The sequence below is a fragment of the Achromobacter sp. HZ34 genome (assembly GCF_002209485.1).
In the GTDB taxonomy this organism is placed as follows: Bacteria; Pseudomonadota; Gammaproteobacteria; order Burkholderiales; family Burkholderiaceae_B; genus Bordetella_C.
The window spans coordinates 962,919-978,738 of sequence record NZ_NJIX01000001.1 but is presented as its reverse complement, the minus strand read 5'-3'; the positions used below and the strand labels follow the sequence as shown (position 1 = coordinate 978,738).

Here is a 15,820-nt window from a genome sequence, read left to right as displayed (position 1 = left end):
TTTGACGATAATCTCTATATGCCAATGTTTTGCAACACTGGTTCACGACTTACGTTTCAGGGCACCTGCTGCAGCCACGCTTCGGTCCCGAAGCGCTCGCGCGCCTGCTGGTCGGCCTGCGCCAGCTCGTCCGCGCTGACCGCGCCCACCGTCAGGCCATGGCGCGCCTTGAACACCTCGATCATGCGGGCAATGATCTGGTCGCGCGGCATCCCGGTCTGCGTCAACAAGGGATCGACCCGCTTCTTCGCGCTCGTCGTACCCTTGTCGGAAAGTTTCTCGCGGCCGATACGCAGCACCTGCACCATCTTGTCGGCATCGATGTCGTAGGCCATGGTCACGTGATGCAGCACCGCGCGTCCACGCCTTGCCTGGGCAGCGCCGCCGATCTTGCCAGCCGCCGACGTGATGTCGTTGAGCGGCTGGTACCAGGCTTTGATCCCCACCGACTCCAGCGCCTCCAGCGTCCATTGGTCGAGGAAGGCGTAGGACTCCTGGAAGCTCATGCCCTCCACCAGCGACAGGGGCGCGTAGATGGAATACGTAATGGTATTGCCGGGTTCGACGAACATCGCGCCGCCACCGCTGACGCGGCGTACCACTTCGATGTGATGGCGTTGCGCGCCTTCGGGATCCACTTCATTGCGCACGGACTGAAAGCGGCCGATCACCACCGCGCCCGCGGACCATTCCCAGAAACGCAGCGTGGGCGGGCGGCGGCCGGCGCCGACCTCGTCGCACAGGACGGCGTCCAGGGCCATATGCTGCAAGGGCAGGCGAGGTCCTTCGTGGATCAACTGCCAATCGTGGTCGCGCCATGTGCTGCGTGTCATCCCAAGGCCCTCCGCACCGCGATGGCTACCGCTTCGGGCGAGAAGCCGAACATCTCCGCTTCGGGCGGCAGGGCCGCGGCCACTGCCAGCGCCAGTTCGGTTTCGCTGGCATCGGCATGCTGGCCGACCAGCGCCTTGTCGATATTGCGCAGCGCTTCGGGCGGCTCCAGGAAGAAGTCACCGCTGATCTGCACTTGCGCGAGGCGGCCGGCCTGTACGCCAATGTCGGCGACAACCAGCTTGCCACCCGGAACCTTGTATTCGCCGTGTCCGTTCATTGCTTGCACCGTGCGGGCTGGATAGTAAAAAATTGCATGTGAAGGATTGCGCTCACGTCTGCGAGACTGCGCTTGAAAGACTGCGTTTGAAAGACGTTGCTCGAAAGACTGCCTGCATAAGGCCGAATAGTAACGGGCCTGCCTGTCCGTGGCGAATCTACGCGGCGCAGGCTGCCTGCACCGCACCGGCCAGGGATTCCGGCTTGTCGGTAGGGGCATAGCGGCGGATCACCTGGCCGTCGCGGCCGACGAGGAACTTGGTGAAATTCCATTTGATCCCTTGCGTGCCCAGCAAGCCCGGCTTTTCCTGCTTGAGCCATTGATACAGCGGGTGGGCCTTGTCGCCATTCACCTCGATCTTGGCGAACAGGGGGAAATCGACGTCGTACTTCAGTGTGCAGAAATTGCGGATTTCCGCTTCATCGCCCGGTTCCTGGTGGCCGAACTGGTCGCAGGGAAAGCCGAGGACGCTGAAGCCCGCCTCGCGATGGGTTTTGTAGAGTTCCTGCAAGCCGGTGTATTGCGGCGTGAACCCGCACTTGGAAGCGACGTTGACGACCAGCAGCACCTGGCCCGCGTAATCGCGCAGGGGGCGTTCGACGCCGTCGATGTCGCGGGCGGAGAAATCAAAAATCGAGGTCATGGCAGGGCTCCTGTCTACTGGCGCGGCCACCGGTGGCGGCCGCCGTTCATAGTAGCCTGCATCGCCAGTAGCCTGCATCGCGACCAAGGTACTGGGGTGCGCGGCCAGGCGCGCGCGTATAGTCCGGCGGAACAGGGAGACCGACATGACGCAGGCGACGCAAATGGTGGACCGGCTGCTGGCGATGCTGGCAACGGGCAAGGACAATATGCTGCTGCGCTATACCTTGGGCAAGACCTACGCGGAGCAGGAAAACTACGAAGCGGCGTCCGAGCATCTGCGCGCGGCGCTGGCCTTCGATCCCAAGTACTCCGTAGCGTGGAAATGGTTGGGCAAGGCCAGGTTGGGGCTCGATGACCGCGCCGGTGCGCGCGCGGCATGGGACCAGGGGCTGGCCGCCGCGCGCGAACGCGGCGATGCACAAGTAGTCAAGGAGTTGAGCGTGTTCATCAAGCGGCTGGATAAAGAGGCCGGTTCATGAGGCGCAGTGATCCGGCGCAGTCGCCGTGCCGATCCATGGGGCCGATCCATCGGGCCCGGTCAGCGGACTGATTCCTCCCGCGGACGGGCAGGCCCGCGCAAGTTGCCGTAGGCCTCCAGTGCGCGCAGCCGCGTTTCCTTCAAGTCGCACAGCGGTTCGGGATAACCGCAGGCGCGCCGTTGCGCGCTGCTGGGCGCATGGATGGCGCGCCCATCCAGCTCGGCCAATTCAGGCAGCCAGGTACGCAGGAACTGCCCTTGAGGATCGAATTTGCGCGACTGCGATTCCGGATTGAAGATGCGGAAGTAGGGTACGGCGTCCGCCCCGGTGGAGGCGCTCCATTGCCAGCCGCCGTTATTGGCCCCCAGTTCGCCGTCGACCAGGCTTTCCATGAACCAGGCCTCGCCGGCGCGCCAGTCGATCAGCAGATTCTTGGTAAGGAACATGGCCACCACCATGCGCAGGCGATTGTGCATCCAGCCGATGGCGGCCATCTGCCGCATGGCGGCGTCGATGATGGGAAAACCGGTGCGGCCCGCGCGCCAGGCTTCCAGGTCGCCGGCGGCATTGCGCCAGGGAACCGCGTTGGTTTCCGGCCGCATGGGCTGATGCATGGACAGGGCGGGGTAGGCGGCCAGCAGATGCTGGTAGAACTCACGCCAAAGCAGTTCGGTGATCCACGTGCGTACACCCTGCTTGCCGCTGTCGATCTCGCCCTGGTTGGCGATCAAGGCGCGATGCAGGCACTGGCCGGCCGACACGACGCCCGCGGCCAGGTAGGGCGACAAACGGCTGGTGCCGTCGTGATCGGGCCGGTCCCGTGCCTGTTCATAGGCGCCGATATCGTCGGCGGCAAAAGCGTCCAGGCGCTGGTGCGCCGCGTCTTCGCCGGCCGGCCACCGTTCGCGCATCCTGTCGGCGGGCGCCTTGCGGCGGCCCAGGAAGGCCGCCTCGTCCGGCACGCTGTCGGCGGCGATGGCGTGGCCGTGCCCCTTGCCCTGGCTGTCTCCCTTGTCGCTGCCATGGCCGCCGCCGTTCTTGCCGGCCGTCGGCGCGTCCTTTTGTGCGCGCGGCATCGGCAGCGGCTGCGGTGGCGCGCTGATCAGGCGTTCGCGGCAAGCGCGTGAGAAGGGCGTCAATACCTTGTAGCACTCGCCTTTGCCCGTCACGATGCTGCCCGGCTTCAGCAGGGTGTTGCCCTGGTGCAGCGACAGCGCGATCTCGTCTTGCGCCAGCCGCTCGCCCGCATCGTAGTCGCGGCGGCGTTCGTTGATGGCCCATTCGACATTGGCGTGCACGGTGGCGACATCGTGGTCGCGGCAGAAGCCGGCCAGGGCACGCGGCACTTCGGACCACTTGTCCACGGTCAGGAATTTGAGCGGGATGTTGCGGTCGGCCAGCGTTTCGGCCAGGGACAGCAGGTTACGCCGCCAGAAGTCGATCTTGATGGCCGCATCCCCGTGCGACTGCCATTGGGCGGCGGACACGATGAACAGCGCCAGCGCGGGGCCGTCTTCCAGGGCGGCGGACAAGGCGGGGTTGTCGCGCAGCCGCAGGTCGGTACGTATCCACCAAAGGGCGTTGCGGCCGTCGGGGTGGTTCATGCGGTCGTTCTCCTGTGTGCCGTAGAGGCCGAATGGTGGGGGGCGCCTAGCCGGGGGCGCCTGGCTGGAAGCGCCTGGCCGGGAGCGCCCGGCCGGGGCACTTGGCCACGTGCGTTTAGGTATGGCCGGGATGATCTCACAAGGCGGGGCGTCCGCGCCCGGCCAGGGTGCTCGAAATGCCCCGCAAGGCCCGTGCAAAAAGTGTTGGTCTGACGTCACATCGGACCGGCCGAAGGCGTAGGGATGGGCCACAAATCGCAAATGAATGTGACGGGTGCATGACGCCTGGCCGGACTTTTCTCCGCGTGCGTCCATAGCGCAGGGATGCTTTGGTCAAACCATGAAACACGCGTCACGCCGTACCAGGTTGACGCTCGCGTTGCGGCCGACTTGTAATGCAATGGGACTAGCTTTGGCAGCCGCAATGGGATACTTGATGGATTTTCGTCCACCCTTTTTCAGAGGGGGTTCTTCCAACCGTAAGGCAACGCACGGTGCGCTGGACGCATTGTGGCGGCTGGTCGATTTGCCGGGCGAAGCACTGGACTACATCGATCTACCTGGGGCCGACCCGGTACTGCCTTCGTCCTTTTCCGTAGGCATGGCGGCGCAATACAGCATGGGCGCGGCGGCACTGGCCGCAGCGGAAATCTGGCATCTGCGCGGCGGCGGCAAGCGCCAGCGCGTCACCGTCGACATGCGCCATGCGGCGCAGGAAACGCGGGGCTATTACTCGCTGGATGGCGTGCCTTCCGCGCGCTACGACAAGATTACGGGTGTGTATCGCTGCGCCGACGGCAACTGGGTACGTATACATGCCAACTTCGCCCATCATCGCGACGGCGCGCTGGCGCTGTTGGGGTGTCCGACCGGCGCGACGGTGGACCGGCGCATGGTCGAGAAAGCACTGTCGCGCTGGAATTCCTTTGAATTCGAACAAGCCGCCGCCGATGCCGGCCTGGTGGTGGCCGCGATGCGCTCCTTCGACGAATGGGATCACCATCCGCAGGGCATCGCGGTGTCGCAACTGCCCGTGGTCAGCATCGAACGCATCGGCGACGCACCGCCGCGTGCGCTGCCCAGCTATGGCGCCGACCCGCGCCCGCTCAAGGATATCCGCGTGCTGGACCTGACACGCATCCTGGCGGGCCCCGTGGGCGGCCGCACGCTGGCCGCCTATGGCGCGGATGTCATGCTTTTGAATTCCCCCAATTTGCCGAATATCGATGCAATCGCGGAAACCAGCCGCGGCAAGCTGTCGGTGCTGGCGGATCTGGACACGGCCACCGGCCGCATTACGCTGGGCAATCTCTTGCGCAGCGCGAACATCTTCACGCAGGCTTATCGGCCTGGCGCGCTGGCGGACCTGGGCTTCGGCGCGGAGGACGTGGCGCGCATCCGGCCGGGCATCGTGTACGTCTCCCTGTCCGCCTATGGCCATGTGGGGCCCTGGGCCCGGCGCCGCGGTTTCGATTCCCTGGTGCAGACGGCCAGCGGTTTCAATCACGCCGAAGCGCAAGCCGCCCGCCAGGAGGCGCCGAAGCCGCTGCCCACGCAGATTCTCGACTATGCCACCGGCTACCTGATGGCGTTCGGCGCGCAAGCCGCGTTGGCGCGCCAGGCCACGGAAGGTGGCAGCTGGCATGTGCGGGTGTCGCTGGCGCAGACCGGGCGTTGGCTACGTGGATTGCCGCGCCAGGCCGCCGGGCTGAGCTGTCCCTTGCCGCCGCTGGATCCTTACCTGGAAACCACGGATTCCGGTTTCGGCCGTCTGACCGCGGTGCGCCATGCGGCGCGTTTTTCCGTGACGCCGCCGCGCTGGACGCGGCCGTCGGTGCCGCCCGGCACCCATCAAACGGTCTGGCCTTTCAGCTGAGACCGTAGCGCACGGATTTTCTGTAGACTTGCGGCGCCGGACGGTGCGCGCGGGTGTATCGTCACTGATACCCGCGCGCTGGCTCGCGCGCGATAACGAGACAGCCAGAGGTCCACCATGTCCACAACCATCTATCACAATCCGCGCTGCGGCACGTCGCGTACCGTTCTGGGTCATCTGCAGCAGGCGGGGATCGAGCCTGTCGTCGTCGAGTACCTGAAGACGCCGCCGACGCGCGAGGCCTTGGCGGCCATGATCAAGCAGGCGGGCCTGTCGGTGCGTGACGCCGTGCGCAGCAAGGAAGCGATTTACCAGGAATTGAACCTGGGTGCGGAAGGCGTAGGCGACGACCAGTTGCTGGACGCGATGATCGCGCATCCCATCCTGATCAATCGTCCTTTCGTGGTCACGGAACGCGGGGCGCGGCTATGCCGGCCCGCGGATGTGCTGGAAGAGATCCTGCCAGGGTAGCAGGGTGGCGCAATGGGACCAGGCGGCTGCTTCCGCGGCTTGCTGCGCCTGTGCGAGGAGCATGCAGGGGCTGGTCCCCGGCTTTGAAGCGCTTGCTTCAATCCTTGGCGGGGTGCTGTGCACGCCAGGTGCGCAGGGCTTCCAGGGTGTTGGCGACGTGCTTGTCGGGATCGGAGTCGGCGTAGGAATAGATCACCTTGCGGTCCGGCGTGATGACGTAGGAGATGCGCTGGGCGCGCTCTGCATTGCGGTCGTGCACGGCATCATAGGCCCGCATGATCTTGCCGTCGCCATCGGCGGCGACGGGGAATTTGCTCTGGCATTCACTGACGGAAAAGGGCTTGAGCACGTCGATGCTGTCGGCGGAGATGCCGATCACGCGCGCGCCCAGTTTCTGGTATTCCGGCACCGCTTCGGCGAAGTCATGGGCTTCTATGGTGCAGCCTTTGGTGAAGGCGGCGGGGAAGAAGTACAGGACCAGGGGGCCTTTGCGCAGGGCATCGTTCAGGTCGAACTGGAAAGTATCACCGCCCTGAGCCGCCTGGGTCTTGAATTCAGGCGCGCTGGCACCGTTGGGCAGCGCGGCCCAGGCCGACGGCAGGACCATCATTGAGCATGCGAGGACAGCGGCAGTCAGACGTTTCTTCATGATCGCACCTGAGGGTAGAGGGGCGGGATCGGGTATCGGGTACTGCGATCCGGACCGGTCGATTATAGGAGCGAGTGGCGCCGCCCGTCCGCGTTTTTCGTTGTCTCCTGCCTGGCGGCAGGAGACGACGTCAGGGCCAGCGGCCAGACGGATGGTGCGCCGATCCGGGACCAGCCGCTGCGGATTCAGCCATTCTGCGCCTGGCGTGAATCACGCCGTTGTTCATGGCGGTCCTGATGCTGGTCGCGACGGTCCGACTGCGGTTGGCGCTGTTGCTGCTCCCGTTGCTGGTGCTGTTGTTGCTGCTGGCGTTGTTGTTGTTGTTGTTGTTGCTGCTGCTGCTGCTGCTGCTGCTGCTGCTGCTGGCGTTGCTGCTGTATCTGCTGCTGTTGCTGCATCTGCTGGCGCTGCTGCTGTTGTTGCTGCATCTGCTGTTGCTGCATCTGCTGCCGCTGCTGTTGCTCGCGCTGGACCTGCTGCTGTTGCTGCTGTTGCTGCTGCGTTTGCTGGCGCAGTTGCTGTTCACGCTGCTGCTGCATTTGTTGCGTCTGCTGGCGCTGCTGGTCCTGCATCTGCTGCATGCGTTGCTGCTGCTGTTGCTGCGCCTGCTGTTGCTGCTGCAATTGCTGCTGGTTCTGCCGTTGCTGCTGCTGCAGATTCTGCTGGCGCTGGTTCTGCTCCTGCTGTTGCGCGCGCTGCTGTTGTTGCAACTGCATCTGCTGCTGGTTTTGCTGCTGTTGCTGCAACTGCTGTTGCTGCGCCTGTTCGCGCTGCATCTGGTTCTGGCGCTGGTTGGCCTCTTGCTGGCGGCCGGACAATTGGGCTTGCGTGCGCTGTTGCTCCGCCGCCCGCTGTTGCTGCTGGCGCGCCTGGTCGGCCTGCTGTTGCTGCTGCTGGCGCTGCTGGTTGGCCTGCTGCTGTTGTTGCTGGCGCTGCTGGTCAGCCTGCTGCTGCTGGAACTGGCGCTGCTGCGCCGGGTTCATCGGCCCACCTTGCGGCCCGGCACCACCCGGGCGCTGGCCGGGGGCGCTGGGCTGTGCGCCCGGCCCTCCTGGGCGGTCGCTGCCGGGCGGCTTGGCCCAGTTGTTGCCGTTGCCCATCGGATGGTCGAACGCCGCTTGCGAAGGCCGCCCATGGTTGGTGTTGACGAACTGCCCGCGCTCGCGGCCGGCGTCGTAGGCGTGACGGTCCTGCATCGCCAACGGTGGCATATGCCGTTCGCGCTGGGCCGCCACTTCATGCGGATCGGGGCGCCGGTTGATGCCGCCAGGACCGCCGTGATAGCTCACCCGGTCGTGCTTGTCGTACTTGACGTCGTGGTTATAGACATAGGTGATGTGCGACGGGCCGACGCGGGTCACCGCGCGGTTGTAGTAGAAGTGCCGGTCACGCCAATACCCGCCGGAATACCCCGTGCCGAAATACCCGAAGCCGTAATTGATGCCGCCGTAGAAACCGATATGTGGGCCCCAATAGCCGGGCGACCAGCGGTAATAACCCGTGTCGAAGCCCCAGTAGCCGGGCGTCCACAATGCGCCTTGATAGGGCGGCAGCACCCAGGCGCCTGGCACCCAATAGAAGCCGTAGTAATTCCGCGCCCAATACCCCGGCACCCAGATATACCCATCGCCCGGCACCGGCGGCTGTTCGTAGACCGGTAGCGGTGGCGGGGCCTCCTGTACCGCGATGACCGGCGCCAGGTTGGCATTGGACGGATCGACCGCCCCCTGGCCTTGCTGATCGGCGGGATAGGCCTGTTGCTGCGCCGGATAAGCCTGCTGCTGCGCCGGATAAGCCTGCTGCTGCGCGGGATATGCTTGCCCCTGCTGATACTGCTGCCCTTGGGCATCCGCCGGATAAGGCTGCCCCTGCGCATCGACCGGATTGCCATTCTGGTCGACCTGCGGGTAAGGCACCTGCCCGGCGGGATAGGCGGGATAGTTGGACGGATAAGGATCGGCCGCCTGCGCCTGCGCGACCATCGGTGCCCAGGCTGACAAGCCCAGGGCCAACGTCAAGACAAAAACGCCGGCGCCCCGGGGCGCCGGGCCGTAGCCACTGGAGTGGAAGGATTTATGCGTCTTCATGCGAGCATCGACCGGCTCTCGCCGTTCGCCCTGTTGTCATGGTCTCGGTACAGGCCCTGATCGGAACACCGCCTGGCCTCAACGCCCGTAGTAATAGGGAGTCGGAGCCGGATAGTAACGGTATCCGCCATGGTGGTAGTGACCGCCGCCGCCGCCGGCCGGAACGACAATGCAACCGCTCAACGCGCTAAGCGAGCAGGCAACGGCAATCAAGGCAATAAACTTCTTCATGCTGAACTCCTGATGGATCGCACATACATGCATGCGGACGATTCCAGTGTAGGGAGACGCAAGAAGGCTGTGGGGCGCTTGAAACCGATTTGAAATGTGGACGGGGTTACGAATTCCTACCCGTGTCGCGGAGCGTATCCAGGCACGGGTAGGACGTGTCGAGTCGTTAGCACGGCGAGTGTGCGCCCCCTGTACGCAACCGCGCCCCGCGCGCGCCGGCCGCAATCGCAATGACCGGCTCAGCCCGTCGCCATCGCTTAATTCATGTAGTTCTTGTCTTCTTTCTCGCCGGCCCACTTGCGCAATGCGCCGATGAAGTCGGGGCACACATTGCCTTGTACCTTGGTTTCGGTGATGACGCTGTCCTTCATGCGCATATAGACACCGCACTGATAAACGGCCGTGCGATTCTCGTAATGCCCATAGTTGGTGGTCTGCATCACCGGCGTGGCGGCGACGCCGTTGCTGGCGGGAATCATGCCGACCATCTGCGAACTGGAACCGTCGACCACCCAGGCCTGATACGGCGAGGTCTGGTAATCGCTCCATTCCAGAATCATGCTGTCGCCGTCCGGAGAGGTCTTGTTCGGTTCGCCCAAGGCTGTGATGGCGTCATCGATCGTATGGCCTTCCATGTTCTTGGCCACGTTGACGCTGGGCGAAAACGACAGGCCGGACGAGAACATCTTGCCTAGCGAGGGCAGGGTGGAGCTGCCGCCGGTGGGCGCGCAACCTGCCAATGTGGCCAGCGCGGTCAGCAGCATCGCTCCCAAGGCATACCGTGCGGATTGGCGCTTAACGTTCTTGCTGGACTTCATGGCGACGTTTCCATGCTCCCGTGGGCAGAGTGAGCCAGGGCGCGCCACGCGGGGAGCAAGGCGCGTGGCGAGGGCATTTTGTTTCTCTCGGTAACCGTTGGCAGGGAGTGGAGTCGCCCATTCCCATGACCCGGTAAGGGGAATATTCAGCTATACGTTACCGAAGCTCGCCATTCTCTCCGCAATTCGTCACGGAATATGAAGAAAATGTCATGAAAATTGTTACGCAATATGCCGGGACGAATGCGGCCCCGTGCGCCAACGCCGCTACCATGCTGTTCCATCCGCGGGATGGCGTCCTGCCGCCGTTCCGCCTTGTTGCCATGCCGCCATCCCGTCTACCTCTTGCAAACCGATGATGACCGTGCCCCGCCATTTGCCTTCCCTTCTGCGCGCCGCCTGCGCCGTGCTCACGCTGTGCTCCCTGATGCTGGCGCCCGTCGCCCATGGCGCCGACACGCGCCAATATGGCGGCACGGCAACCGACAAGGATCAGAAAAAGATGTTCTGGACGCTGCCCGCGGCCAGTGGCAAGGAGGCCGAGGCCGCCGCCGTGGCGGAGTGCCGCCGCAAGGGTGGCGACGGTTGCAAGGCGCTGGGCTGGTTCGCCGATAGCTGCCAGGCGTGGGCGGCCAATATCAACCACGATCTGTTTCCCGGCAATAGCGCCGGGCCTGAAATCGCCGCCAAGGCCGCCATCCGCAAATGCACGGCGCAAAGCGCCGCCGGCAAATGCCGGCTGACCATGTTGCCGGTCTGCGTGGGGCCTGGCTACAGCCCCACGCACAACGCCGCCGCGGCACGCGCCAGGCCGGCCGACCTGGAAGCCTTGTCCGCCAAGCTCGACAAACGTCAGTACTGGGGCACCATCGCGGAAACCAACACGGGTAATGCCATGTACGCGGACGACTATCCCAGCGAGAAAGAGGCGGTCAAGAGCTTGATCGAGTGGGAAAAGTGCACGGGGTGCTCCACGCTTCTGACCTACAAGGACACTTGCGTGGGCCTGGCCTGGCCCAAGGGGGGACCCAAGGAAACCGGCCATAACTACACCGTGTTGAATCCGGAGCCGCAAACCGCCCGCGACCAGGCCCGCCTGACCTGCAATGACAAGGAAAAGACCCAGGCTTGCGTGGCCATGGTGCGCTGCTCGGGCCGGGCCTATATGGACGGCTACGTGGGCATGGACCAGAAAGCAAGCGGAACCCAGGCCAACCCGATCCGGGCGCATTGATGCGCAAGCTGCTCACTCCCGGCAGCGGGAGCGGGCCGCGCTAGCTGATTTCGGCCAGGGCGACGCCTGGCGATTGGAGTAACGCCGGGCCGGCCGTTCGAAACGGCCCGGCCCGTTCAAGGCGGAGGATGCGGCTTAGTGGAGGATGCGGCTTAGTGGAGGATGCGGCTTAGTTGTAGCGGCCGTTGGCGCCGCCCAGGCTGAAGCGGCCCGCGCCGAACAGGGCGATAGCCAGTGCCGCCGCCAGGTACATGCCCTGCAGCTCCAGCTGCCAGCCGCCTTGTCCGTTGATCTGGAACAGCTGGCCGGAATGCACCAGGCCGAAGGCGAACAGCATGTTGATGGCGATGATCAGGCCACCCAGGCGGGCGAACACGCCAACGATGACGAGGATCGGGGCGATGACTTCGCCTATGTAGACCAGGTAGGCCACGAACGAAGGCAAACCGTGCTGTTGGACCATGTTGACGATGAAGCCGACGCCATGCGTCATTTTGCTGATGCCATGCAGCAGGATCAGGATGCCCAGTACCAGGCGTAGGATCAGCTTGCCGGCGTCGTCGTTTCGGTTCATGTTGAGGTCTCGTGGATGCAGTGTCTGTTGAGGGATAAACCTTGGCGCCCGACAGACGGTTCTGTCGGGCAAGGCCGGCAATTATCGCAACAGAGTGTGAAGCACTCAAGGACCACGCGTTATCGGCGGATCAGCGTCGACTTGCCGAAGAGGCTTTCCACCAGGTCGACCACCACTTCCGCCGTCTGGTTGCGCACGTCGCAGGCCGGGTTCAACTCCATCAGGTCCAGCGAAGACAGGCGCCCGGTATCGGCGATCATCTCCATGCACAATTGCGCTTCCCGGTAGGTCGGACCGCCCAGGACCGGCGTGCCGACTCCCGGCGCCACCACCGAATCCAGGAAGTCCGCGTCGAAGCTGACATGCAGGTGGGTGTTCTCGTCGACCTCGGCAAGGGCCTGCTCCATGGTCAGGCGCATGCCGTTTTCGTCGATGTGGCGCATGTCGAAGACGCGCAAGCCCAGGGCGCGCAACTGGCGTTTCTCTTCCGCGTCGACGCTGCGGATGCCGACCTGGCGTATGGCCGAGGCGTCCACCGCCGGATAGGCATCGCTGAGGCGGGTCAGGGCATCGGGGCCCTGGCCGCACAGACAGGCCACCGGCATGCCGTGGATATTGCCGGTGGGGGTGATGTCGTGGGTGTTGGCATCGGCATGGGCGTCCAGCCACAAGACGATCAGTTTGCGGCCGGCCGCGCGGCAATATTGCGCCACGGCGCTGATCGACCCGATGGCCAGGCAATGATCACCGCCCATCAGTATGGGAAAATGCCCCGCTTGCAAGGAGCCCAACACCGCTTCGTGGACCGCCCGGTTCCAGTGCGCCACCTCTTCCAGATGACGAAAGCCGTCGCGCGGGGGATGCCAGGGATTGGTCGGTCCGGCGAGGTTGCCGGCGTCGGCCACGCGCATGCCCTGGCGTTCCAGGGCCGGCGGCAGGTTGGCCACGCGCAAGGCTTCGGGACCCATCGAGGCACCCCGTATGCTTGCGCCGACGTCGGTGGGCGCTCCGATAAGATCCACTTGCGTGATTGCCATGCCAGCCTCGCGTAACACAAACGCCAAGGCTAACATCGTTTGATATCACGCTGTTGCCCCCCAGGATCACCAATGATCGTCATTATTTACGCCCATCCCTATCCGCGCCATTCGCGCGCCAACAATGCCTTGCTCGATGCCCTGGAGGGCATGGACAGCGTGCAGGTGCGATCGCTTTACGACCTCTATCCTGACTTCAGCATCGATGTCGCGGCCGAGCAGCAGGCGCTGGCGTCGGCACGCCTGGTGATCTGGCAGCATCCGCTGCATTGGTATGGCTCGCCCGCGCTGTTCCGGCTGTGGATGGACAAGGTGCTGCAATACGGCTGGGCCTATGGCAGGAACGGGGGCGTGTTGAGCGGCAAGGACGTGATGTGGACGGTGACCACGGGCGGCGACGAAGGTAATTTCAGCTGTTGCGGGGAGAATCACCTGGGTATGTTGGGGCAACCGCTGCGCAGTGCTGGCGAGCAATGCGGCATGCGTTGGCTGGAGCCGTTTTCCCTGCATGGTGTCACCGCCTTGTCGCAGGACCAATTGGCCGGGGCCGGGATGCGTTATCGGGAGCAGCTGGAAGCGCTGCTCGGTCAGTACGCGAATGCGGGCAGCCGTGCGGATGCGGCCGCGGCGTTCGGGGCGAGCAGCGCTGGGAGCGTGGCCGCCATCGCCGCCGGCGTGGCCGGCGGCACCGCCGCCGCCGCTGCTGCTGCCGCTGCCGCTGCCGCTACCCCTGCCACCACCGCCGGAGCCCGCCATGAATGAGCAATTGCTGTTGCAGGGCCTGGTCTACCTGGGCGTCACGGTGGTGTTCGTGCCGCTGGCGGTGCGGGCGCGCATGGGCTCGGTGCTGGGTTACCTGATCGCGGGCTGCGTGATCGGCCCGTGGGGCCTGCGGGTGGTGGACGATCCGACGGAGATCCTGCATTTCGCCGAGATCGGCGTCGTCCTGATGTTGTTCCTGATCGGCCTGGAACTGGACCCGCGGCGGCTGTGGAACCTGCGGGTGCCGGTATTCGGCGGCGGTGCGCTGCAGATGGCGGTGTGCGGCATGGCGCTGGGCGCCCTGGTCTGGTGGCAGGGGCTGGACTGGCGCGTGGCGCTGCTGGTGGGGATGACGCTGGCGCTGTCCTCCACGGCCATCGCCGTGCAGGCCATGAACGAACGCAGCCTGCAGCAGACCGTGCTGGGACAGCGCGCCTTCGCGGTGCTGCTGTTCCAGGACCTGGCGGCCATTCCCCTGGTGGCCCTGATCCCGCTGCTGGCCGGCGGGCAGGGCGGCGCGGGCGACTCCTTGTGGCTGGCGACCTTGAAGATCGTCATCGCCCTGGCCATCGCGGTGGTGGGCGGCCGTTATCTGGCGCGCCCGCTGCTGCGTTTCGTGGCGCGCTCCGGCCTGCGCGAAGTGTTCAGCGCGGTGGCCTTGTTCCTGGTGATCGGCGTGGGCCAACTGATGGAAAGCGCCGGGCTGTCCATGGCCATGGGGGCGTTCCTGGCCGGGGTGCTGCTGGCCAGCTCAGAATACCGGCACGCGCTGGAAAGCGATATCCAGCCGTTCAAGGGCTTGCTGCTGGGGCTGTTCTTCATCGGCGTCGGCATGTCGATCGACTTCGGCACGCTGCTGTCCCATCCCTGGCAGGTGTTGGGGCTGTTGCTGGCCTTCCTGGTGGCCAAGTTCGTGTTGCTGTGGGCCATGTCCCATGTGCTGGGCATAGGCGGTGGTCGTTGCGTGCTGTTCGCCACGCTGCTGGGCCAGGGCAGTGAATTCGCTTTCGTGGTGTTCGGCAGTGCGCACGATGCTGGCGTGCTGCCGGACGACTGGGCCAAGCTGTTGACGCTGGCGGTGGCGCTGTCCATGGCGGCCACGCCTATCGTATTGGCGGTGCTGGATGTATTGGAACGGCGCCGGCCGCGGCAGCAGCGGGCGGACGACGAGATCGATGACGATGGCGCCAGCGTCATCATCGCGGGCTTCGGCCGCTTCGGCCAGATCGCCGGCCGTTTGCTGCTGGCCAATGGCGTGAAGGTGGTGGTGCTGGATCACGATCCTGACAATATCGAGACCCTGCGCAAGTTCGGTATGAAGGTGTTCTACGGCGACGCCACGCGCGCCGAACTGCTGGAGACGGCGGGTGCCGGGCGGGCACGGGTGTTGGTGAACGCCATCGATACCGTGTCGGACAACCTGCGCCTGGTGGATCTGGTGCAAGAGCAGTTCCCCAATCTGCGCATCGTGGCGCGGGCGCGCGACGCGGTGCATTACTACCAGCTGCGCCAGCGCGGGGTCGAGGTAGTCGAGCGCGAAGTGTTCGAGTCGGCCTTGACCGCGGGGCGGCACGCCTTGCAGGCGCTGGGCATGGATGCCTACGAGGCGCGTGAGGTGGCGGATGCGTTCCGGCGCAACAACGTCAATATGCTGGAAGAGACCACCGCGAATTTCGAGGATGAAGGCTTGCGCATCACGGTGGCCAAACGGGCCCAGGAGACGCTGGAACAGTCCATCGCGCGGGATCGCCTGCTGGCGCTGAGCACGCACCGGGATTCCTGGGGGCCACAGAGCGAGGAGACGGTGGGAACGGAAGAGCAGGCGCGCGCGGCTGGGTGAACGTCGGGCGCGCATCGCCTTCAAGACATCGACGCGTATCCGCCGGCGCCTGCCAGTTCGGGCTGTTCCCCGGCATGGAGAAATTGTTGCAGCTTTGTGAAGGCTGCTCCTAGACTGCCGCGCCTAAGGGAAATCAGCTTCCTGTAAGAAAAAATCTTGCTTTGTGCCGGCATTTTGCGGGCATCTGTGTCGTACGCCTGCATCGTTGCAAAATTCTGTACTGAAGAGGGTGCCGCTTCCACAGCATTCTGGCTATTATTTCGGCCACGAAATTTACGAAAAAATTTCAAATTAAGTCCGAGATCGCTGGGCTTCGTTGAGCTTTGTGGCCGCCGGCCTAGAGCGGTGTAACACAATGCTTCGAAGCGTGGCCGCCGAGCAATGCTGGGGTATGGGAGTGGC

General features: G+C 64.7%; 17 protein-coding genes. 6 read left to right on the top strand and 11 right to left on the bottom strand.

The annotated features are described in order from the left end of the window. Positions 1-56: 56 nt before the first annotated feature. The 3 genes from CEY05_RS04120 to CEY05_RS04110 form a co-directional block, all read right to left on the bottom strand. Complete coding sequence (locus CEY05_RS04120) at positions 57-833, bottom strand: biotin/lipoate A/B protein ligase family protein (RefSeq protein WP_088596082.1); 777 nt, start codon at positions 831-833, stop codon at positions 57-59. Continuing rightward, complete coding sequence (locus tag CEY05_RS04115) at positions 830-1,111, bottom strand: biotin--protein ligase (protein ID WP_088596081.1); 282 nt, start codon at positions 1,109-1,111, stop codon at positions 830-832. Before CEY05_RS04115 ends, CEY05_RS04120 begins: the two co-directional genes overlap by 4 nt. Positions 1,112-1,268: 157 nt before the next feature. Beyond that, positions 1,269-1,754, bottom strand: a complete 486-nt coding sequence (locus CEY05_RS04110; protein ID WP_088596080.1) for a glutathione peroxidase — start codon at positions 1,752-1,754, stop codon at positions 1,269-1,271. A 145-nt stretch (positions 1,755-1,899) separates the two neighbouring features. On the opposite strand from CEY05_RS04110, the gene CEY05_RS04105 reads away from it, so the two are divergent. After that, positions 1,900-2,235, top strand: a complete 336-nt coding sequence (locus tag CEY05_RS04105) for a tetratricopeptide repeat protein (RefSeq protein WP_198952666.1) — start codon at positions 1,900-1,902, stop codon at positions 2,233-2,235. 59 nt (positions 2,236-2,294) lie between these two features. Here the strand turns inward: CEY05_RS04105 and CEY05_RS04100 are convergent, their stop codons facing one another. Next, on the bottom strand, positions 2,295-3,839 hold the full coding sequence (locus CEY05_RS04100) for a deoxyribodipyrimidine photo-lyase (RefSeq protein ID WP_088596079.1): 1,545 nt from the start codon (positions 3,837-3,839) through the stop codon (positions 2,295-2,297). Positions 3,840-4,263: 424 nt separating this feature from the next. On the opposite strand from CEY05_RS04100, the gene CEY05_RS04095 reads away from it, so the two are divergent. Continuing rightward, positions 4,264-5,715 (top strand): CoA transferase, encoded by a 1,452-nt coding sequence (locus CEY05_RS04095; RefSeq protein ID WP_088596078.1) that lies wholly within the window; start codon positions 4,264-4,266, stop codon positions 5,713-5,715. A 117-nt stretch (positions 5,716-5,832) separates the two neighbouring features. Further along, a complete protein-coding gene (gene arsC / locus CEY05_RS04090; protein ID WP_088596077.1) occupies positions 5,833-6,186 on the top strand; it encodes an arsenate reductase (glutaredoxin) in 354 nt (117 codons plus the stop codon). A gap of 97 nt (positions 6,187-6,283) precedes the next feature. On the opposite strand, the gene CEY05_RS04085 is transcribed toward arsC, so the two are convergent. The 4 genes from CEY05_RS04085 to CEY05_RS04065 form a co-directional block, all read right to left on the bottom strand. Beyond that, positions 6,284-6,835, bottom strand: coding sequence for a peroxiredoxin (locus CEY05_RS04085; RefSeq protein WP_088596076.1), 552 nt, complete (start codon positions 6,833-6,835; stop codon positions 6,284-6,286). A gap of 185 nt (positions 6,836-7,020) precedes the next feature. Beyond that, positions 7,021-8,922, bottom strand: coding sequence for a YXWGXW repeat-containing protein (locus CEY05_RS31630; protein ID WP_158219247.1), 1,902 nt, complete (start codon positions 8,920-8,922; stop codon positions 7,021-7,023). Positions 8,923-9,000: 78 nt separating this feature from the next. Beyond that, entirely contained in the window at positions 9,001-9,153 is a 153-nt protein-coding gene (locus CEY05_RS31400; protein WP_198952665.1) for a hypothetical protein, read from the bottom strand. 257 nt (positions 9,154-9,410) lie between these two features. After that, positions 9,411-9,971 carry a hypothetical protein gene (locus tag CEY05_RS04065; RefSeq protein ID WP_233161342.1) on the bottom strand — a complete coding sequence of 187 codons (561 nt, stop codon included), beginning with the start codon at positions 9,969-9,971 and terminating at the stop codon, positions 9,411-9,413. Between the two features lie 355 nt (positions 9,972-10,326). On the opposite strand from CEY05_RS04065, the gene CEY05_RS04060 reads away from it, so the two are divergent. Continuing rightward, positions 10,327-11,205, top strand: coding sequence for a DUF4189 domain-containing protein (locus CEY05_RS04060; protein WP_233161341.1), 879 nt, complete (start codon positions 10,327-10,329; stop codon positions 11,203-11,205). Positions 11,206-11,374: 169 nt separating this feature from the next. Here the strand turns inward: CEY05_RS04060 and CEY05_RS04055 are convergent, their stop codons facing one another. Further along, positions 11,375-11,779, bottom strand: coding sequence for a DoxX family protein (locus CEY05_RS04055; RefSeq protein WP_088596074.1), 405 nt, complete (start codon positions 11,777-11,779; stop codon positions 11,375-11,377). Positions 11,780-11,898: 119 nt separating this feature from the next. Continuing rightward, positions 11,899-12,816: an arginase gene (gene rocF / locus CEY05_RS04050; RefSeq protein WP_088596073.1), complete on the bottom strand. Its 918-nt coding sequence runs from the start codon at positions 12,814-12,816 to the stop codon at positions 11,899-11,901. A 72-nt stretch (positions 12,817-12,888) separates the two neighbouring features. Here rocF and kefF point away from each other — a divergent pair, with 72 nt between their 5' ends. Both kefF and kefC read left to right on the top strand, forming a co-directional pair. Then, a complete protein-coding gene (kefF, locus tag CEY05_RS04045) occupies positions 12,889-13,578 on the top strand; it encodes a glutathione-regulated potassium-efflux system oxidoreductase KefF (protein WP_088596072.1) in 690 nt (229 codons plus the stop codon). Next, entirely contained in the window at positions 13,571-15,418 is a 1,848-nt protein-coding gene (kefC, locus tag CEY05_RS04040) for a glutathione-regulated potassium-efflux system protein KefC (protein WP_088596071.1), read from the top strand. The genes kefF and kefC overlap by 8 nt, the downstream gene beginning before the upstream one ends. Positions 15,419-15,438: 20 nt before the next feature. Here the strand turns inward: kefC and CEY05_RS30775 are convergent, their stop codons facing one another. Further along, positions 15,439-15,708: a hypothetical protein gene (locus CEY05_RS30775; RefSeq protein WP_143220274.1), complete on the bottom strand. Its 270-nt coding sequence runs from the start codon at positions 15,706-15,708 to the stop codon at positions 15,439-15,441. Positions 15,709-15,820 lie beyond the last annotated feature (112 nt).